The 19,466-nt window shown below is 68.4% G+C and carries 19 protein-coding genes; 2 read left to right on the forward strand and 17 right to left on the reverse strand.

Translation table 11 applies throughout. From position 1 onward, the window contains the following. Nucleotides 1-2: 2 nt before the first annotated feature. From SB816_RS13675 to SB816_RS13745, 15 genes are all read right to left on the reverse strand, one after another. The gene (locus SB816_RS13675) at nucleotides 3-776 is read right to left on the reverse strand and encodes an ABC transporter permease (RefSeq protein WP_049073452.1); all 774 of its coding nucleotides are present in this window, start codon (nucleotides 774-776) and stop codon (nucleotides 3-5) included. After that, complete coding sequence (locus SB816_RS13680; protein WP_144655057.1) at nucleotides 773-1,771, reverse strand: ABC transporter substrate-binding protein; 999 nt, start codon at nucleotides 1,769-1,771, stop codon at nucleotides 773-775. Before SB816_RS13680 ends, SB816_RS13675 begins: the two co-directional genes overlap by 4 nt. Nucleotides 1,772-1,841: 70 nt before the next feature. Next, on the reverse strand, nucleotides 1,842-2,612 hold the full coding sequence (locus SB816_RS13685) for an ABC transporter ATP-binding protein (RefSeq protein WP_054431347.1): 771 nt from the start codon (nucleotides 2,610-2,612) through the stop codon (nucleotides 1,842-1,844). Nucleotides 2,613-2,723: 111 nt separating this feature from the next. Beyond that, entirely contained in the window at nucleotides 2,724-3,941 is a 1,218-nt protein-coding gene (locus SB816_RS13690) for an MFS transporter (RefSeq protein WP_116793051.1), read from the reverse strand. A 123-nt stretch (nucleotides 3,942-4,064) separates the two neighbouring features. Beyond that, on the reverse strand, nucleotides 4,065-5,669 hold the full coding sequence (locus tag SB816_RS13695) for an ABC-F family ATPase (protein WP_054502686.1): 1,605 nt from the start codon (nucleotides 5,667-5,669) through the stop codon (nucleotides 4,065-4,067). A 145-nt stretch (nucleotides 5,670-5,814) separates the two neighbouring features. Next, a complete protein-coding gene (locus tag SB816_RS13700) occupies nucleotides 5,815-6,864 on the reverse strand; it encodes an LD-carboxypeptidase (RefSeq protein ID WP_410547152.1) in 1,050 nt (349 codons plus the stop codon). Further along, the gene (gene tadA / locus SB816_RS13705) at nucleotides 6,861-7,352 is read right to left on the reverse strand and encodes a tRNA adenosine(34) deaminase TadA (protein ID WP_064527664.1); all 492 of its coding nucleotides are present in this window, start codon (nucleotides 7,350-7,352) and stop codon (nucleotides 6,861-6,863) included. The genes SB816_RS13700 and tadA overlap by 4 nt, the downstream gene beginning before the upstream one ends. Before the next feature lie 10 nt (nucleotides 7,353-7,362). Further along, complete coding sequence (locus SB816_RS13710; RefSeq protein ID WP_410547153.1) at nucleotides 7,363-8,211, reverse strand: HAD family hydrolase; 849 nt, start codon at nucleotides 8,209-8,211, stop codon at nucleotides 7,363-7,365. 114 nt (nucleotides 8,212-8,325) lie between these two features. Next, nucleotides 8,326-8,829: a hypothetical protein gene (locus tag SB816_RS13715; RefSeq protein ID WP_372413505.1), complete on the reverse strand. Its 504-nt coding sequence runs from the start codon at nucleotides 8,827-8,829 to the stop codon at nucleotides 8,326-8,328. A 228-nt stretch (nucleotides 8,830-9,057) separates the two neighbouring features. Then, nucleotides 9,058-9,396, reverse strand: coding sequence for a monovalent cation/H(+) antiporter subunit G (gene mnhG, locus SB816_RS13720; RefSeq protein ID WP_054502692.1), 339 nt, complete (start codon nucleotides 9,394-9,396; stop codon nucleotides 9,058-9,060). After that, nucleotides 9,393-9,674, reverse strand: a complete 282-nt coding sequence (locus SB816_RS13725; protein ID WP_006394683.1) for a K+/H+ antiporter subunit F — start codon at nucleotides 9,672-9,674, stop codon at nucleotides 9,393-9,395. Before SB816_RS13725 ends, mnhG begins: the two co-directional genes overlap by 4 nt. Next, nucleotides 9,671-10,153 (reverse strand): Na+/H+ antiporter subunit E, encoded by a 483-nt coding sequence (locus tag SB816_RS13730; RefSeq protein ID WP_054502693.1) that lies wholly within the window; start codon nucleotides 10,151-10,153, stop codon nucleotides 9,671-9,673. The genes SB816_RS13725 and SB816_RS13730 overlap by 4 nt, the downstream gene beginning before the upstream one ends. After that, nucleotides 10,153-11,784, reverse strand: a complete 1,632-nt coding sequence (locus SB816_RS13735) for a monovalent cation/H+ antiporter subunit D (protein ID WP_054502694.1) — start codon at nucleotides 11,782-11,784, stop codon at nucleotides 10,153-10,155. The genes SB816_RS13730 and SB816_RS13735 overlap by 1 nt, the downstream gene beginning before the upstream one ends. Further along, on the reverse strand, nucleotides 11,781-12,125 hold the full coding sequence (locus tag SB816_RS13740) for a Na+/H+ antiporter subunit C (protein WP_006227452.1): 345 nt from the start codon (nucleotides 12,123-12,125) through the stop codon (nucleotides 11,781-11,783). Before SB816_RS13740 ends, SB816_RS13735 begins: the two co-directional genes overlap by 4 nt. Next, nucleotides 12,125-15,040 (reverse strand): monovalent cation/H+ antiporter subunit A, encoded by a 2,916-nt coding sequence (locus SB816_RS13745; protein WP_410547154.1) that lies wholly within the window; start codon nucleotides 15,038-15,040, stop codon nucleotides 12,125-12,127. Before SB816_RS13745 ends, SB816_RS13740 begins: the two co-directional genes overlap by 1 nt. A 552-nt stretch (nucleotides 15,041-15,592) precedes the next feature. Between SB816_RS13745 and SB816_RS13750 the strand changes: the two genes are divergently transcribed. Next, nucleotides 15,593-16,579 (forward strand): Bug family tripartite tricarboxylate transporter substrate binding protein, encoded by a 987-nt coding sequence (locus tag SB816_RS13750; protein WP_144655060.1) that lies wholly within the window; start codon nucleotides 15,593-15,595, stop codon nucleotides 16,577-16,579. 518 nt (nucleotides 16,580-17,097) lie between these two features. Further along, a complete protein-coding gene (locus SB816_RS13755; protein ID WP_054502697.1) occupies nucleotides 17,098-17,979 on the forward strand; it encodes a hypothetical protein in 882 nt (293 codons plus the stop codon). Between the two features lie 121 nt (nucleotides 17,980-18,100). Here the strand turns inward: SB816_RS13755 and SB816_RS13760 are convergent, their stop codons facing one another. Together SB816_RS13760 and SB816_RS13765 are read right to left on the reverse strand one after the other, a co-directional pair. Next, nucleotides 18,101-18,973 (reverse strand): DMT family transporter, encoded by an 873-nt coding sequence (locus SB816_RS13760; RefSeq protein WP_410547155.1) that lies wholly within the window; start codon nucleotides 18,971-18,973, stop codon nucleotides 18,101-18,103. Between the two features lie 170 nt (nucleotides 18,974-19,143). Next, nucleotides 19,144-19,458 carry a hypothetical protein gene (locus tag SB816_RS13765; protein WP_054502699.1) on the reverse strand — a complete coding sequence of 105 codons (315 nt, stop codon included), beginning with the start codon at nucleotides 19,456-19,458 and terminating at the stop codon, nucleotides 19,144-19,146. Nucleotides 19,459-19,466: the final 8 nt, after the last annotated feature.

Below are 19,466 nucleotides of genomic sequence, written 5' to 3' on the forward strand. Positions count from 1 at the left end.
TCTCACACGTACTGGTAGCGCAGCAGCCGGTGCTTGAGGTTCTCGAGCACGAACTGGTCGATCAGCGCGGCCAGCACCGCGATGACCAGGATGTTGGTCATGACGCCGGTCATGTCGGCGATCTCGCCCGAATAGGCCAGCGAGCGGCCCAGGCCCTTGCCGAAGCCGATCAGCATCTCGGCCGATATCAGCGCGCGCCACGCGTTGCCGAACGCCAGTTGGGCGCCGGTGATCAGCTCGGGCATGACGGCCGGCAGGTACACGCGCTTGACCAGGCCCCAGGGCGTGGCGCCCATGACGCGGGCGGCCGACACGTGCACGCGCTGCACCGACTCGGTGGCGTTCATCACGCTCAGGGCCGCCGGGAAGAACGCCGACAGCGCCACCACCACGATGATCGGCGTGCTGCCGAAACCCATCACGATCAGGAACAGCGGCACCCAGGCGATCGACGGGATCGACTGCAGGATGACGATGGCGCTGCGCAGCACTTCGCGAAAGAAGAACAGCACCGCCGCCACCAGGCCGAAACCGATGCCCGCTGCCAACGCCAGGCCGTAACCCGCGCCCAGCCGGCCCAGCGTGCCCATCAGGCTCTGGTGGAACGATTGCTTGCCGAGGTCTTCGAACAGGCGTTCGAGCACCGCCGGCACGCCCGGCATCAGGAAATCGGGCAAGGCGAACGCCGCCGCCTGCCACAGCGCCAGGATGAACAGGACGCCGAGCACGCCCGCCAGATGCTTGCGGGCGCCGGTCACACGGGTCGATGCGCTCAAAGCTTGCGAGCCTCTTGCCAGGACAGGTCGACGATGCTGGAGACGTCATACGGCTTGCCGTCGCGCGTCTTGAGCGAGCCCTGGGCCTGCAGGATGTCGGCGATCTCCTGCATGCGCTTGGTGTCCTTCTCGGTCAGCTTGGGCGTGAACACCTGCGTGCTGATGGCCTCGGCGATCACCGTCTCGCGCGGCAGCTCGCCACGGGTCAGCGTCTTGAGCGTCGGCTCGGCAATGAAGTACGAGGCGATCAGCTTGGAGGCCTGGGCCGGCTCCTTCTGCAGCAGCGCGATGGCCTGGTTCTGCGCGTCCAGCGCCTTCCAGACGTCGTCCTTGCGCTTGGCCAGCGTCTCGCCCGAGGTGATCACCACCATGCACGGGAACGGCCAGGCCTGGCCCACTTCGTAGATCTGCTTGACCGGCGCCACCAGTTGCGCGATGCGGTCGTAGGGTTCGAACAGAAAGGCCGCGTCGACGCGCTTGCCCACCAGCGACTGCACCGCCACCGCCGGGCTCACGCCCATCACGTTGACGTCGTCCGCGCCCAGGTTGCCCTGCTTAAGCACCACGCCCTTGAGCACCACGTCGGCGGTGCTGCCTTCGGCCTGCGAGGCCAGCGTCTTGCCCTTCAGGCCGGCGATGTCCTTGATGCCCGAATCGTCGCGCACGATCAGCGAGTGGTAGCCCTGCTGCGCGCCGCCCACCACTTTCAGGTCCGCGCCCTTGGAGGCCCAGGCCACGGCGTTGGTGAAGCCCAGCACGCCGATGTCCAACTGGCCGCCGACGATGGCCTTGATCAGGTCGGTGCCCGACTTGAACTCGATCAGCTCGGAATCCAGGCCGGCCTTCTTGTAGTAGCCGCCCTCCTGCGCCACTATGGCCTGCGCGTCGTCCATCACGCGCAGGTAGCCGACGCGGAATTTCTCGGCGGCCATGGCGGGCGCCGCCGCCAGGAGCGCCGCGGCCAGCGGCAGGGACAGCCATTGCTTGAATTTCATGGGAAAAACTCCAGGGAATCGAGGATGGCCGGCGCCGGCGGCGCCGTCCGTAAACCGGAAAATCGGAAAATCAGGCCGCCAGCGCCAGGTCGGCGTGGGCCGACGAACCGTCCACGGCGATGCCCAGCAGGCGCAGGATCTCGCGCTTCTCGGCGGCCAGGTCGGACAGGTCGTGGCTCTTGGCGCGGTGCGCCAGGTTGAATTCGCGCAGCACGCGCGCCGGACGCGGGCTGAACACCACGATGCGGTCGGCCAGGAACAGCGCCTCGTCGACGTCGTGGGTCACCAGCAGCACGGTAGGCTTTTCCTGCGCGATCAACTGGCGCAGCACGTCCTGCAGCGCCAGGCGCGTCAGCGCGTCGAGCGCGCCGAAGGGTTCGTCCATCAGCATGGTCTGCGGCTGCGCGATGAAGGCGCGGGCCAATGCCGCGCGCTGGCGCATGCCGCCGGACACCTGGTGCGGGTAATAGTGCTCGAAGCCGGCCAGGCTGACACGCGCCAGCCATTCGCGCGCCGCCTCGCGGGCGCGCTTCTTCGGGGTCTTCTGGAATTCCAGCGCCAGCGCCACGTTGTCTTCCAGCGTCAGCCACGGATACAGCGCATGTTCCTGGAACACCAGCGTGCGGCTGGGATGCGGGCCGGTCACGGCCTTGCCGTCGGCCAGCACCTGCCCTTGCGTCGGCTTCTCCAGGCCGGCGGCCAGGTGCAGCAGGGTCGACTTGCCGCAGCCGGACGGGCCGACCAGCGCGACCAGCTCGCCGGTCTTGAATTCGCTGGTGAAGCCGTCGACGACCGGCAGGTCGCCGAAGTGCTTGTGGACGTGGTCGAAAGTCAGGTTCATGGAACGAATCGTGGCGCGCGTGGGGAACGGGCCTAATCTAACAATTCGTTATATGAATCCAAACGATCAATATCGCATGTTCTTAAGACTTTTGGTTATGAACAAAGTACCTCAGGCCGCCGCCTGCGCGCGGCTGGCGTGGCGCTGCAGTCCGAATGCGATCAGGAAGCCGAGCAGCACCGCCACCGCCGCCGACAGGAAGATCGCCGGATAGCCGAAGCCGCCCGAGATATAGCCCGCCACCGGGCCGGTGGCGCCCAGCGCCAGGTCCAGGAAGGCCGAATAGGCCCCCAATGCCGCGCCGCGGCTGCCGGCCGGCACGCGCGCCACGGCCTCGACGCCGATGGCCGGGAACACCAGCGCGAAGCCGCAGCCGGTCAGGGCCGCGCCCACCAGCGCGGCGCCGGGATTGGGCGCCAGCCACAGCAGCGCCAAGCCCGCCGCTTCCACCAGGAACGACACCTGCGCCACCTTGAAGCCGCCAAAGCGCGTGATGGTGCCGGCGAACAGCAGGCGCACCCCGATGAAGGCACAGCCGAACGCGCTGAGCGCGTGCGCCGCGCCCTCCCATGAGAAGCTGGCGTAGTACAGCGCCACGAAGGCGGCCAGCGTGCCGAAGCCGACCGAGCCCAGCCCCAGCGCCATGCCGTGCGGGAACACCCGCAGCACCACGCTCTTGAAGGCCATGCGATGCCCGCCGACGATGGCCACCGCGGCCCGCGCCAGCGCCAGCCCCAGGCCGGCCAGGCCCAGCAGCAGCACCGCGCCGCCCAGCGCGCCCATGCTCCATTCGGTTTCCAGGTAGACGCCCAGCGGCGCGCCCAGCGCCAGCCCGCCGTAGGTGCAGATGCCGTTCCAGGAGATCACCCGCGCCGTGTGCAGCGGACCGACCCGGGCAATCGCCCAGGTGGCCGAGCCGGTGCCGACCCAGCTTTCGCCAAAGCCCAGCGCCAGCCGGCTGACGATGATGGCGCCCAGGCTGAGCCAGGCGCTGCGTTCAAAGGCATAGGCCAGCAGCAGGAACACGCCGCTGGCGGCGCAGGCCGCCATGCCGATGACCACGGTCTGCTTGGGCCCGACCGTGTCGGCCATGCGGCCGGCGTGCGAGCGGCTCAGCAGCGTCGCCAGGTACTGCACGCTGATGGCCAGCCCCGCCAGCACCGAGCCGTAGCCGAGCTGGCCATGCACGTAGCCAGGCAGAACCGCCAGCGGCAGGCCGATGGCGAGATAACAGATAAAGGTGAAAAAGGCGATCGCGACGATGCGCGCGGTCAAGGCGAACGTCCCGATGGGCTGGCCATCGGGCGTGGTATGCGGTGTGGGAGACATGTCGAACGGGGTGGAGCCTGGCGCAACGGGCCAGGGTTTACCCGGATGATAGCCCAGCAGGATTGCGGCAGGCTGAACGGACGCCAGCCCGCCGCATGGGCGCGGGGCACAAGGCCCCGGGTGTCAGGCTTCGATGCCGCGCGAGGACAGGTAGTCTTCGTAGCCGCCGCGGTAGTCGACGATCTCGCCCGAGGGCAGGATTTCGATCACGCGGGTGGCCAGGCCCGACACGAATTCGCGGTCGTGCGAGACGAAGAACAGCGTGCCTTCGTACTTTTCCAGCGCGAACTGCAGCGATTCGATCGATTCCATGTCCAGGTGGTTGGTCGGCTCGTCGAGCAGCATGACGTTGTGACGGCCCAGCATCAGGCGGCCGAAGGTCATGCGGTTCTTTTCGCCGCCGGACAGCACCTTGGGCGCCTTGGGCAGGTCGTCCGCCGAGAACAGCAGGCGGCCCAGCACCGAACGGATCGACTGGTCGTCGTCGCCCGGCTGGCGATGCTCGCCCATCCAGTCGAGCAGGTTGATATCGGTCTGCAGAAACTGATCCGACACGTCCTGGGCCATGTAGCCGAGGTCCGCGTTATCCGACCACTTGACCGTGCCGGCGTCGGGCGCCAGGTCCGTGGCCAAGAGACGCAGCAAGGTGGTCTTGCCGACCCCGTTGGCGCCGATGATGGCGATCTTCTCGCCGGCGTCGACCATGGCCGAGAAGTTGCGGATCACGGGCGCGTCGTAGGACTTGGACAGATTCTCGACCGTGACCGCCAGGCGGTGCATGACCTTGTTCTGCTCGAAGCGGATGTACGGGTTCTGGCGCGACGACGGCTTGACCACGACCTGCTCGGCCTTGATGCGGTCGATCTGCTTCAGGCGCGAGGTGGCCTGGCGCGACTTGGACTTGTTGGCGGCGAAGCGGCGCACGAAGTCCTGCAGTTCGGCCACGCGTTCCTTGGCCTTGGCGTTGTTGGCCACCAGGCGCTCGCGCGCCTGCGTCGAGGCCAGCATGTAGTCGTCGTAGTTGCCCGGGTAGATGCGGATCTCGCCATAGTCCAGGTCGGCCATGTGGGTGCAGACCTGGTTCAGGAAGTGGCGGTCGTGGCTGATGATGATCATCGTGCTCTGGTAGCTGTTGAGCACGTTTTCCAGCCAGCGGATGGTGTTGATGTCCAGGTTGTTGGTCGGTTCGTCCAGCAGCAGCACGTCCGGGTTCGAGAACAGCGCCTGCGCCAGCAGCACGCGCAGCTTCCAGCCCGGCGCCACTTCGCGCATCGGCAGGTTGTGCTGGTCCACGGCGATTTCCAGGCCCAGCAGCAGCTCGCCGGCGCGGGCTTCGGCGGTGTAGCCGTCATATTCGGCGAACTTGGCTTCCAGGTCGGCCGCGCGCATGTAGTCGTCTTCCGACGCTTCCGGATTGGCGTAGATCGCGTCGCGCTCGGACATCGCGGCCCACATCTCGGTGTGGCCCATCATCACCACGTCCAGCACGCGCAGGTCCTCGAAAGCGAACTGGTCCTGGCGCAGCTTGCCCAGGCGCACGCCCGGCTCCAGCGAGACGTTGCCGGCCGACGACTCCAGGTCGCCGCCGATGATCTTCATGAACGTCGACTTGCCGGACCCGTTGGCCCCGATCAGCCCGTAGCGGTTGCCTTCCCCGAACTTGACGCTGACGTTCTCGAAAAGGGGCTTGGGACCGAACTGGATGGTGAGATTGGCGGTGGATATCACAGTGTTTTAGCAGCGGGAGAATGGATGTGGCGCCAGGATGGCGCGACAACGCCGGCATGCGGCGAAACCTGATAGTGTACCAAGCCCGGATGGCAAACCGCCCGGCGCGGGCCGGGCGGTCGGAAAAACCAGGCGGGCCGGGGCCTCAATGGTGGTGTTCGTCCAGCACCAGGTGGGCCAGGCCCTTTTCGGTGGCGATGCCGACCTTCTGGCCGATCGGCAGCGTCGCCTTGGTGGCCACGTGGCCGTACGGCAGGCCGGTCACCACCGGCACCTTGACCGTCTTGCGCAGCCAGGCCACCACTTCGTGCAGGTCGTAGCCCTTGTCGTGCGGCGCCAGCTTGTAGTCCGAGAAGCGGCCCAGCACGATGGCCTTCTGCCTGCCCAGGATGCCCGACTGCCACAACTGGATCAGCATGCGCTCGATACGGTACGGATGCTCGGCCACGTCTTCCAGGAACAGGATGCCGCCGCGCACCTTGGGCATGTAGGGGGTGCCCACCAGCGAGGTCAACATCGCCAGGTTGCCGCCCCACAGGATGCCGCGGCAATCGACCGGGTCGGCGTCCTGGGTCTCGAAGCTGAGGATTTCCAGCTCGCCGCGCATCACTTCGCCGAACAGCGCTTCGGTCAGGTCGTCGACCTTCTTGCCGCCGAAGTCGTAGATGGCGGTGGCGCCGGTGTAGCTGACCGCGCCGGTCTGCGCCAGCAGCGCCAGGTTGAACGCGGTGAAGTCGCTCATGCCGACGAAGCGCTTGCCGCTGTCGGCCATGGCCTTCCAGTCGATCGCGTGCAGCAGCCGGCCCATGCCATAGCCGCCGCGCGTCACCATGACGATCGGCAGTTTCTGCTTGGCGGCGCGCGTCAGGCTGGCCAGGCGCTGCGCGTCGGTGCCGGCAAAGCGCTGGTGCTCGGCCAGCGCGGTGCGGTCCAGCGCGGTCTTGAAGCCCTGCGCGGCCAGGCGCTCGCGCGCCACTTCGACGGTCTGCGGGTCGCGCACCGCCGACGACGGCGAAATCAGGTAGATGCCGCGGGCGTCCGGAAAGCCGTGGACGTGGCCCGGCGCGTGGTCGTGGCTGTGATCGTGGCCGCAGGCCTCGTCGCATTCGTGGTCGTGATCGTGGCTGGCGTGGTCATGCGCCGGGGCGGCGGCCGCCTTGGCGGCGCGCGCCTTGGCGCCTCGGGTGTTGCTCATGCGATGGATTCCTTGGCGCGGCGTTCGCGGAAGAACCGGCGCAGCAGCTCGCCGCAGGGTTCCGCCAGCACGCCGCCGGTGACTGAAGTGTGATGATTGAGTTTGGGCACCGAGCCCACGTCCAGCACGCTGCCGCAGGCGCCGGTCTTGGGGTCGTAGGCGCCGAACACCACCCGCGCCAGGCGCGCGTGCAGCATGGCGCCGATGCACATGACGCAGGGCTCCAGCGTGACGTACACGGTGATGCCCGGCAGGCGGTAGTTTTCGAGCGCGCGCGCGGCGCCGCGCAAGGCGACGATCTCGGCGTGCGCGGTGGGGTCGTGGTCGATGATGGTGCGGTTGTAGCCGCGCCCCAGGATGTCGCCCTGGGCCGAGACCACCAGCGCGCCCACCGGCACCTCGCCGATGTCATAGGCCGCCTGCGCCTGTTCCAGCGCCAGCGTCATGAACTCGGCATCCTGCGCGGTCCAGGGCGGCACGGCCGCCATGGCGATCGGCTCAACCACGGTACACCCGCGATTTGAGCGCGATGCGGCCGGCCAGGCTGGTCACGGCCTCTTCCAGCCACTGGTAGAGCTCGGCGTTCTCGTCGTAGCGCGCCTGGTTCAGGTTCGACACCCGGCCTTCCTCGATGAAGCCCCAGGCGCGGCTGCGCTTGTCGCGGTGCTTCGGATCCCAGACGCCGAAGGCGTAGCCGCCGGCGCGCCGGATCAGCGAGAAGCACGGGATGTCGGTGTAGCCGTCGCCGACGAACACCATCTGGTCGAACGGCACCCGCAGGCGGTCCTCGGGCACCTTGCGGTTGACCTCGAACGGCTTGTTGCGGAAATCGCGGCCGATGATGCCCTTCTGGATATGGAACAGGTAGCGCGTCTTGTCGGTGAAGCTGACGATGCGGCGCGGAAACTCGATGCCGCCGTCGGCGCCATAGGTGAATTCGGAGGCCCAGATCTCGGTGAACTCGTGCGCGATGGGCGTGGAGCGCACCACGTCGCCGATGCCGCTGGAGATCAGGTAGAACTCGAGCTGCACCTGCGGCTGCGCCGCCCGCACCGCGGCGCGCAGGCGCTGGAACAGCGTGACCACGCCGTCGTGCAGTTCGAGGCGCGCGCCCCAGTCGCGCAGCCGCTGCTGCGTGATGAGGCCGTGCTTGCCCTCGCGCGAGAGCTGGATCATCTGGTAGAGATAGGCCGGGACCGGGTCCCAGTCCTGGTGGGACAGCAGCGGATCGACCTGGTCGTTCCAGAAGGACGCCGTGTCCACCCCGATGCTGTCCAGGAAACCGGACGTGCTGTCCGAGGCCAGCGTGTCGTCGAAGTCGAAAATCAGGGCGATGACGTCGGACATGGATATGCGTGAGTAAGGGCGACAGCCGCCATTTTGCCTGATTGTGGCGGCGGCCGGGCCCCGTGGCCGCGGGGAAAGGACGCGCCGCGCCCTCCCCTGGCCCGCCCAGCGTCGTTACTGGCGCATCGGCGCGGGCGGCGGCGGCGCCATGCCCGGAGCCGGCGCCATGCCGGGCGCGGTGGCCGGCGGCGGAGGCGGCGGCACCGTGCCGGCGGTGCCGGCCGGCACCTGGATCACGGTTTCACGCAGCACGCCGCCACCCTGCACGCTGCCGCGCACCTGGGTCGGCGAGGTCATCTGCGTGATGCAGTCCTGGCGCGAATCGGCGGGCAGGCGGTTGCAGCGATCCAGCATGTTCTGCTGGTGCTGGTCGGTGGTGCCATCGCTCAGTTGCTTGCGCATGGCTTCCTGGCGGGCGGCGCCAGCCTCGCGCATGCAGGCGGAGCGCTCCTGTCCGGTGCTGCCGTTCTTGCAAGCCGCCACATCCTGTTCGTATTGCGCCTGGATGCCGGCGCGGCCGATCGGGTCGGCCGCCTGCGCCGCTCCGGCGGCCAGCATCAGGCCAGCCGCGCAAAGGGATGCCGCAAGGCGTTTGGTGTGCATGGGACGTACATTCATGGCCAGCTCCTTGGAGAAAGAGGATTGAACCCGAACGGCGCGGGCCTGGCTGGGCCGGCACCGTCTGCTTGATACAACTATCCCACGATGGCACGACGGGGACATGTCCAGCAACGTGCAATCGTAAGCTGAAGTTTCCGCTGCTGCGGCGCAATATTCCTTGCGCCGGCGCAATTCGTCCCTAAAAAGCGCCGATACGTCCCCGTGTATCCGGCGCCGCCCTGCCCGCTACCTCGCGTCCAGATCGGCGTCGGCCTTGGTCAAACGGTTACGGTAAACCGCCGCGCGCATCAGCAGCATCGCTGTCACCGGCGACGACACGATCAGCAGCAGCGTGATGATCACCTCATGGAACACGGGCCGCGACGATAGCGCCGAGAACACCAGGATCGAGGCCGCCAGCACGCAGCCGCAACCCAGCGTATTGCCCAGCGTCGGCGCATGGATGCGGGCGTAGAAGGTCCGAAAGCGCAGCAGGCCGGCCGAGCCGGTCAGGGCCAGCAGGCCGCCCAGCACCAGCAGCACGCTGGCCGGGATGCTGGCCCACAAGGGCAGGTTCTCGATCATGGCTCGATCACCTCGCCGCGCAGCAGGAAGCGGGCCATGGCTGTCGAGCCCACGAATCCGAAAAGCGCGATCAGCAGCGCGATATCGAAGTAGACCGATGTGCCCGAGCGGATGCCGAACACCAGCATGGTCAGCATGCCGTTGATGTAGAGCGTGTCCAGCGCCAGCACGCGATCCTGCGCGGTGGGGCCGCGCAGCAGGCGGATGGCGGCAAACACCATGCCCAGCGCGAAGCACACCAGGGCAAAGGACGCCGCCCAGTAAAGTATGGCGTTCATTCGAAGATCTCCATCAAGGGGCGTTCGTAGCGATCCTGCACCAGGCGCACCCAGTCTTCCTCGTTCTGCAGGTCGAGCACGTGCAGCTTGAGGCGGTGGTCGTCGCCCAGCTCGACCCAGACAGTGCCGGGCGTGTAGGTGACGATGCAGGCCAGCATCGCCAGGCCGTGCGGATCGCGCATGGTCAGCGGAATCTTGATGAACCCGGGCGAGAAATCATTGCGCCGCGGATTCAGGATCAGCCTGGCCACCGCGATGTTGGACTTGATGATGTCCACGGTCACGTGCAGGAACAGCGGAATCGCCTTCCACAGGCGCCGCGGCCGCGCCTTCAGCGGCCGCAGGCGCGAAGCGGCCCAGGTGAACCACAGGGCCAACGCCACGCCCAGCGCAATCTGGCCGGCCGACAGGCTCTCATTGAGCACCAGCCACAGGACGAACAGGAACACCGGCAGGAAGAGGAAATACAGGCGGCGCATCAGTTTCCTCCCGGCGTGGCGCGCACCGTCTGCGCGGACATGACGGCATCGATATAACTCTTGGGCTGGTCCAGCGAACGCGCGGCGTCGTCCAGGTAGGCCGACACCGGGCCCGCGCCCGCCGCCAGGCCCACGCACAGCAGCAGCAGAACCGCCACCGGCCCCGCTTCGATCAGCCGCAGGCGCGGCGTGCTGCGGTCGTCGCTGGCCCAGAACACGCGGATGCCGGTGCGGCCCAGGCCGATCAGGCCCGCCAGGCCGGACACCAGCACGGCCGCCACCAGGATCCAGGCGTCCATCGGCGGCGCCGATTCGTTGGCCGCCGAAACCGCCGCCGACAACAGCGAAAACTTGGCCACGAAGCCCGACAGCGGCGGCAACCCGGTCACCAGCAAGGCGCAACAGATGAAGGCCAGGCCAAGAAAGGCCATGGCCGCCGGAATGGCGACGCCGACCACGTCATCCGAACGATTCACCGAGGTCGGGTCGTCCAGATCGAAAGCGTCCAGCGTCACCGCCAGCACGTTGGCGCCGAAGCTGCGGGTGCGTTCGATGAGCTCGGCCAGCATGAAGAACGCGCCCGTGGTCAGCACCGAACTGATCAGGTAGAACAGCGCCGGGCCGGTCAGCGTCACGCCGGGCATGCCCAGCGCCGTCAGCAGCGTGCCGGCCGAGACGATGACGCAATAGCCCACCATCTTCTCGAGCTGCTGCGTGGCCAGCAGGCCCAGGCCGCCGAACAGCAGCGTGGCCAGGCCAGCCGCGAACATCCAGTCCAGGCTGAACGCCGCGGGCGCGCCGCTCGGCAGCAGCAGCGAACCGATGCGCAGCAGCGCGTAGATGCCGACCTTGGTCATGATCGAGAACATGGCGGCGATCGGCGCGCCGGCCGAGCCATAGCCCTTGACCAGCCAGAAGTTCAGCGGCCAGGCGCCCGCCTTCACCAGGAAGGCCACGCCCAGGATGGCGGCGCCGGCCTCGAACAGCATGCGGTCGGAACCGGTCAGGTCGCCGGCGCGCAGCGCCAGGTCGGCCATGTTGAGCGTGCCGCTCACGCCGTAGATCAGCGCGATGCTGATCAGCAGCAGGAACGAGGCCACCAGATTGACCGCGATGTACTGCAGGCCGGCGCTGACGCGCGCCACGCCCGAGCCGTGCAGCAGCAGGCCGTAGGAGGCGGCCAGCAGCACCTCGAAGAACACGAACAGGTTGAACAGGTCGCCGGTCAGGAAAGCCCCGTTCAGGCCCATCAGCAGGAACTGGAACAGGGAATGGAAATGCACCCCGGCCCGGTCCCAGCGGGCCAGCGCGTAGGTCAGCGAGGCCAGGCCCAGTACCGCGGTCAGGGTCAGCATGACCGCCGCCAGGCGGTCCACCACCAGCACGATGCCGAACGGCGCGGGCCAGTCGCCCACCAGGTAGACGCCGACCCCATGCGGCCAGACGTCCGGCACGGCGCCGCCGGCGACCGCCAGCAAGGCGATGGCCGCGGCAAGTTGGGCCAGGGTCGACAGCATGGCGATGGCGCCGCGCGTGTAGCGGCGGGTGTCGCCCAGCAGCAGCATCGCGGCGCCGGCCAGCAGCGGCGTGACGATGGGCAGGACGGGAAGGTGTTGCAGCCAGAAACTCAAGATTGGGACTCCCGTCCATCGACGTGGTCGGTGCCCGTCAAGCCGCGCGAAGCCAGCAGCACCACCAGGAACAGCGCGGTGGTGGCGAAGCCGATCACGATGGCCGTCAGCACCAGGGCCTGTGGCAGCGGATCGGCATACCAGGAAGGATCATGGGCCATGGCCGGATCCACCACCGGCGGCCGGCCCGAGGTCAGGCGGCCCATGCCGAAGATGAACAGGTTGACCGCATACGAGACCAGCGACAGGCCCATGATGAACTGGAAGGTGCGCGGCCGCAGCAGCAGCCAGACCCCCGAGCCCGCCAGGACGCCGATCGCGACGGCATAAATCAATTCCATCAGGCTTCCCCCGTTTGTGCGGCGGCCGCCTGGCTTTCGGCGGCTGCCTTGCGTTGTGCGCGCAGCGATTGGTGGGCCAGCGCCACCAGCACCAGCACGGTGGATCCGACCACCAGCATGTAGACGCCCAGGTCGAACAGCAGCACGCTGGACAGGTGCACGTGTCCCACCAGCGGCAAGGCGATGTCCCAGGCCAGCGCGGCCAGGAACGGCTTGTAGGCGAGCCAGGCCGACACCGCCGCCGTGCCCGCGAACAGCAGGCCGATGCCGATCCAGTTCTGCGGGTTCAGGCGGCTGCGCGATTCGACCCAGTAGACGCCGCCCACCATGTACTGCAGGATCACCGCGGTGGCGAAGATCAGCCCGCCGACGAAACCGCCGCCGGGCTGGTTGTGGCCGCGCAGCAGGAAATACACCGAGATCAGCGCCGCCGTCGGCAGCAGCAGTCGCACCAGCACCGTCGGCACCATCATCGGGCCGGTCGGCACGATCGTCTTGATGTCCGGCGTGGCCGGCACCGGGCCGTCCTGGTCGATCTGCTGGCGCGGCAGGTCGGCGCTTTCGGCGGCCGGGCGGAAGCGGCGCAGCAGCGCGTACACCGTCAGCGCCACGATGCCCAACACCGTGATTTCGCCAAAGGTATCGAAGCCGCGGAAGTCCACCAGGATCACGTTGACCACGTTGGTGCCGCCGCCGTCAGGCAGCGCGCGGTCGACGAAATATGACGAGATCGTGTCGGTCTGCGGCCGCACCAGCACCGCGTACGCCAGCGCCGCCATGCCGGTGCCGGCGGCGGTCGCCATCAGCAGGTCGCGCAGGCGGCGGCCGCGGGCGCGCAGGGTCGCCCCCAGCCCCTCGTCCTCGTCCTGCTCGATGCGGCGCGGCAGCCAGCGCAGGCCGAGCAGCAGCAGCACCAGCGTCACCACCTCGACCGACAACTGCGTCAGCGCCAGGTCGGGCGCCGAGAACCAGACGAACGTGAGACAGGTCACCAGGCCGGCGCCGCCGGCCAGCGCCAGCGACGCCAGGCGGTGATACTTGGCCTGGTAGGCCGCGGCCACCGCGCAGACGCAACCCACCAGCCACAGCAGGGCGAAGGCCGGATCGACCTCGGCCGCGCGGCTGGTGCCCTCGAGCCAGCCGCCGGCGCGCAGCGGCAGCCAGGCCACGAACAAGGTGCCCAGCACGATCAGCAGCATCTGCACCTGCAGGCGCGACGAGGCGAGCCAGCGCAGCAGCCAGGCGGCGGCCACGCTGGAGCCGTCCAGCAACGCCTCGAACGAACGGCGGCCGTCCAGGCGGTAGATGAATGGCACCCGGCCCGGATTGGCGCGCTGGTGCGCGCGCAGCGCCAGGTAGAGGATCACGCCAGCGGTCATGGCCACGAAGCTCATCACCAGCGGCAGGTTGACGCCGTGCCACACGGCCAGGCTGTATTCGGGCATGTCGGCGCCCAGGATGCTCTGCGCGGCGGTGGCCAGGAACGGGCCGAGCGTCAGGCCCGGCAGGATGCCCACCACCAGGCACATCAGCACCAGCAGGCCGCTGGGCAGCAGCATCCAGCCGGGCGGCTCGTGCGGCGCGCGCGGCAGGTCGGTCGCCGGCGGGCCGAAGAACACCTGCAGGATGAAGCGCAGCGAATAGGCCACGCTGAAGGCGCCCGCCACCGTGGCCGCCAGGGGCAGGCCCACTTTCGTGATCATGTCGCCGCTGACGAAGGTGGTCTCGGCGAAGAACATTTCCTTGGAGATGAAGCCGTTGAGCAGCGGCACCCCGGCCATCGAGGCCGCCGCCACCATGGCCAGCGTGGCCGTGATCGGCATGGCCTTGTACAGTCCGGACAGCCGGCTCAGGTCGCGCGTGCCGGTCTCGTGGTCGACAATGCCCGCCGCCATGAACAGCGAGGCCTTGAAGGTGGCGTGGTTGACCATGTGGAACACCGCCGCCACCAGCGCCAGCGAGCTGTTCAGCCCCAGCAGCAAGGTGATCAGACCGAGGTGGCTGATGGTCGAGTACGCCAGCACCCCTTTCATGTCCTGCTGGAAGATGGCCGCATAGCCGCCCAGCACCAGCGTGATCAGCCCGGCGCCGCCGATGATCCAGAACCATTCGTCGGTGCCGGACAGCACCGGCCAGAAGCGCGCCAGCAGGAACACGCCGGCCTTCACCATGGTCGCCGAGTGCAAGTAGGCCGACACCGGCGTGGGCGCGGCCATGGCGTTGGGCAGCCAGAAATGGAACGGAAACTGAGCGCTCTTGGTCAGCGCGCCCAGCGCCACCAGCACCAGCACGGCGGGATACCACGGGTCGGCGCGCACCAGGTCGCCGGCGGCCAGCACACGGTCCATGTCATAGCTGCCGACGATGTGGCCCAGGATCAGCACCCCGGCCAGCAGGCACAGCCCGCCCGCGCCGGTCACCGTCAGCGCCATGCGGGCGCCCCGGCGGGCATCCAGGCGGTGATGCCAGTACGCAATCAGCATGAACGAGGCCAGGCTGGTCATTTCCCAGAACATGACCAACTGGATCAGGTTGCCCGACAGCACCACGCCGAGCATGGCGGCCATGAAGGCCTGGAAGAAGGAGAAGAAGCGCGGCACCGGGTCTTCCGGCGACATGTAGTAGCGCGCGTACAGCACCACCAGCGCGCCCATGCCGGAGACGATCAGGGCGAACAGCCAGGCGTAGCCGTCCATGCGCAGGGTGAACTGCAGGCCCAGGGCGGGCGCCCAGGGAATGTCGACGCGGACCACGCCGCCGCCGGCGACCTGCGGATAGAGACTGGCGACCAGAACCGCGCAGGCCAGGGCGATGATGCCCGCCAACCAGGCCTCGGCATTGCGGGCGTTGGAAGGCAGCAGCGCGGCGCACAGGCTGCCGGCGAACGGCAGAGCGAGGATCAGTATCAGCGACATGGCGTTCCGAGAATGTCCGGGCCCCCTCCCGCCAGCGCAGCAGCGAGAGACGAAACAGACCGGGGATTGAAAAACGGACGGAACCCTGGCCCGGTGCGTCGCTGCACTACACGTTGCCCCGCGGGGACGTCAACCTACGCCATTGAACGGCGCGGACAGAAACAAACGCAATAGTTTTCTTGCAAGACCGGCCAAGAATCTCATCCGAAAAATATCAGATTCTTGTAAGTTATGCAGAGATTTATGCGCGTACCGGGGGGGATGACGACATGATCGCTGCGCAATCATTACGCATCGATGACTGGCCCCGATTTCGTTCAAGTTCTTGTCAGCATACGATTTTTTGCGCCATCGTCGCACTTCTGGCGGGCTTCTTCCGGGGTAAAAATACCCACACGCGATGCAGGGGGAATACGGATTGACCGGTTCCCCGTAACTGTGTGGAATGGCGCCCACGAAGCGTCGGCCAGGCCAGCATCCGAGCCCGGCGCGCTTCGCCGACGCCGGCCATCGTAGCCGGCCGGCTCGGATTCAATAATATGGAGAAGACTCTTGACCGTGCTGTCCCAAGCCAAGGCCGTCCTGGCCACCGCCCTCGCCGGCCTCTGTCTCAGCGGCGCCGCGCAAGCCGCTGACGCCTACCCGAACAAACCCATCCGCCTGATCGTGCCGTTCGCGGCCGGCGGCACCACCGATATCGTCGCCCGCGTGGTGGCCGAAGGCCTGGGCCGCGAACTCGGCCAGGCGGTGGTGGTGGAGAACCGCGGCGGCGGCGGCGGCTCGATCGGCGCCGACGCGCTGGTCCGCTCCGCCCCGGACGGCTATACCCTGGGCGTGGCCACTGTCAGCACCATGGCCACCAATCCGGCCACCAACCCCAAGAACCCGTACAACCCGCTCAAGGACTTCGCGCCCATCACCAATATGGTGAACGTGCCCAATGTGCTGACGGTGAACCCGGCGGTGCCGGCCAAGAACCTGGCCGAGTTCATCGCCCTGCTCAAGGCCAACCCCGGCAAGTACAGCTACGCCTCGTCCGGCGCCGGCGGCATCGGCCACCTGGACGGCGAACTGTTCAAGTCGCTGACCAAGACCGACATGGTGCACGTGCCGTACCGCGGCTCGGGTCCGGCGCTCAACGACGTGATCGCCGGCCAGGTCAACGCCCAGTTCGACAACCTGCCCTCGTCCATGCCGCACATCCAGGCCGGCAAGCTGCGCGCCCTGGCCGTGGCCGCGCCCAAGCGCCTGCCCGCCCTGCCGGACGTGCCGACCTTCTCGGAAGGCGGCCTGCCGGAAATGGACAACATGGCCTGGTACGGCCTGGTCGCGCCCGCCGGCACGCCCCAGGCGGTGATCGACCGCATCCACGACGCCACTGTCAAGGCGCTGAAGGATCCGAAGATCATCCAGCGCCTGGCCGACGGCGGCTCGCTGGTCGACGGCAACACGCCGGCCGAATACGCCGCGCAGATCAAGCGTGAACTGGAGCTGCGCCAGCGCATCGCCAAGGAGCGCAACATCCAGTCGACGAACTGAGGCTTGTCACGCGGCATCGCCGCGTGACCCGGGCGGCCAGTCCGTCTGCCCGCCGCCACGCCGTGCCGGCGGGCCCTTTCCGAGGCCGCCGGCGCAATGCGCGCCCTGCGCGGCGCCAGATTCGGACCGTCCCACGCCACATCGGCGATCGCCGGGCATATGACGCGCCCGCGCTCTGCTACCATTTCGCCCGTGCGAATCGATTTCTCCCATCCTTCCGACACTGCTTGCGTGCTTTGCGCCCTGCGCTCGACCCTGTTGAGCTCGCAGGAAGTCGCCGCGCGTTCCGCCTACGCGCGTTCCAAGCCCGGCTAATCGCCGGCATCCCCCCTTCCCGCTTTCCGTCACCGGCCCGCCGCCGGCCGCCTGCACGCCCGTACCCTTGTTGCGCGCGGCGCGGTTCGAGGCCGGCCGGCGCGACCGCCCTGCCGCATGGTCGGGCGGTCTTGCCACGTTTTCCGTCCGCGCGCCGACTGTGACCGGCGGGCGGCGCCACGCCTTGATTGCCACCGAACGCCATGCAACTCACCAAGAAATTCGTCAAAGCCAAGAACCCCTGCGCGGGCGGCTACAAATGGTTCCTGCGCGACCACAACGGACAGGGGGACTATCAGGCCGTCCTCGATGCCCTGGTGGCCGACGGCCGCGTCGGTGACGCCTGCTGGCTGCTGGATCAGTTCGGGCCGACCGACGCGGTGTTGAAGCTGGACACGCTCGACGCCCACGCCATCGTCTTCGCCGGCACGCTGGAAGTGCGCATGGGCATCAACGTCGACAGCGTGGTGCGGGCCGGACGCAGCATCATCACCGGCGGCGGCATCCGCGCCGGGGAATCGATCGTGGCCGGCGAAAACATCACGGCCGGCGCCAACATCGCCAGCGCCGGCGATCTGCGCGCGGGCGGCGACGTGTCCGCCGAATGGGGCATCGAGGTCGCCACCGCCTTCGACTGCCGCGGCAACCTGCGCGCCAAGTGGGACATCTGCGCCGGCCAGGACCTGGCCGTGACCGGCCACTTGCGGGCCGGGCAGGACGTGCAGGTGCAAGGCGCCCTCAAATGCGGCCAGGGCATCAAGGCCGGCGGCGGCGTGCAGGCCGCCAAGGACATCGATGCCGCCTGCGGCATTCAGGCCGGCGCCAGCATCGCCTGCGGCGGCCACCTGGCCGCGGGCTGGGGACTGATCGCGGGCGAAGACATCCGCGCCGACGGCTCGATCCGCGCCGGCGAAGGCGTGCAGGCCGACGGCCGGATCGAGGCGGGCGACGGCCATGGCGTCTATGCCGGCCTGAACGTGCGCCTGGACGCCTGGGCGGTCTGCGCCCGGGTCCAGGCGCGCGAACGCCCGGCGCAACTGGTCAGCGGCCACTGGGCCGGCCAGGAAGAAGCCGCGCACGCGTAGCGCGGACGAAGCGGCAGGACGGCCACGTCCCGGAGCGCGCCCTCGCCCCGCCCGCGCGCGCGACGCGCCCCGGGGTGTGCGCCGCGCGGCGAACATCCCGCGACGCGGCGGCAAACCGCGATCAGTCGCCCGAGCGCGCCGCCGGCGTGCGCAACACCAGCATCAGCCCCAGCAGGATCCCGGCCATGCCGCCCAGGCTCAGCAGCGACAGGCGGTTGCCCAGCACCAGGTAATCCAGCGCCGCGGTGCCGGCCGGCACCAGGTAGAACAGGCTGGTGACGTTGACCAGGTTGCCTGACTGGATCATGCGGTAGAACAGCAGCGTCGCGCCGACCGAGATCACCAGCCCCATCCACAGCAGCGGCAGCACGAATCCCGGGCTCCAATCCACGTGCAGCGGCTGGAACGGCGCGAACAGCAGGCACAGCGCCAGGCTGGCCACGTACTGCAGCGGCATCACGTCCGTCGGCGCCTGGCGCACGCGCTTTTGCAGGATGGCGCCGGCGGTCATGCTGAGCAGCGCCGCGAACGCGAAGGCCATGCCGGCGAGCGAGAAACGCGCCATGCCGATGCTCTGGAACATCACCATGCCCAATCCGCACAGGGCCAGCAGCAGCCCCGCCAGCCGCAGCGGCGGAAAGCGGCGCTCGAGCAGCGCCAGGGTCAGGATGGGTTGCGCCCCCAGCAGCGTGGCCAGCACGCCGGGCGTGATGCCGTGGTCCAGCGCCAGCAGATAGCAGATGGAATAGCTGCCGATCAGCAGCAGCCCGGTCAGCGCGACGATGCCGCGCGTGCCGGGCGCCGGCAGCCAGCGCCGGCGCCCAACGCAGAGCGCCAGCAGGACGACCAGCGCCAGGACGAAGCGCCACAGCAGGAAACCGAAGGCCGAGGCGTGCGCCAAGCCCCATTTGGCGAAGATCGCGCCGCCGCTCCACAGCAGCACGAACAAGGAAGTGGAGCCGTAGGCGGCCCACGCATTGCGATTGAAAGACATGAAGATTTCTACCTGTCGGATATGGAACAGGCTCCCGCGGCGTGCACGCGTCTTGCGGCGCGCGAACGGATCAGGCGTGGACGCGCGGCGGGCGGGCGCGAACGCAAACGCGTCGGCGCATCAGCGCGGCGGATCCAGGCGATAAGGCGGGAGCGGGAAGTGTGCGGCGGTCAGCCGACGACGGCGGCCACGGGCGGATAGGCGCCCGCGACACCGACGACGACATCGCACGGCGGCGAAGCCACCGGCGGCGATACGACCGTCGAGACGACAGGAGAAACAACGGGAGGCGACACGCCCTGCCGCCGGCTTGCGCGCAGGCCGGCGCCGGCTGCGCGGGCAGCGAAGGCGGATTCGGCGGAAGGCGTGAAGTCGGGCATGTGAAGCGCGTCGGGTTCGGTGATGAACCCGTGTAGGCTACCGGCGCCGCGCGCCAGCGTCAAGTTGCGGGGCGCCCGCACGCAGTCGGCGACGCGCTTGACCACACCGGTCC

The organism is Achromobacter sp. SIMBA_011, assembly GCF_046535435.1.
Taxonomy (GTDB): Bacteria; Pseudomonadota; Gammaproteobacteria; order Burkholderiales; family Burkholderiaceae_B; genus Achromobacter; species Achromobacter dolens.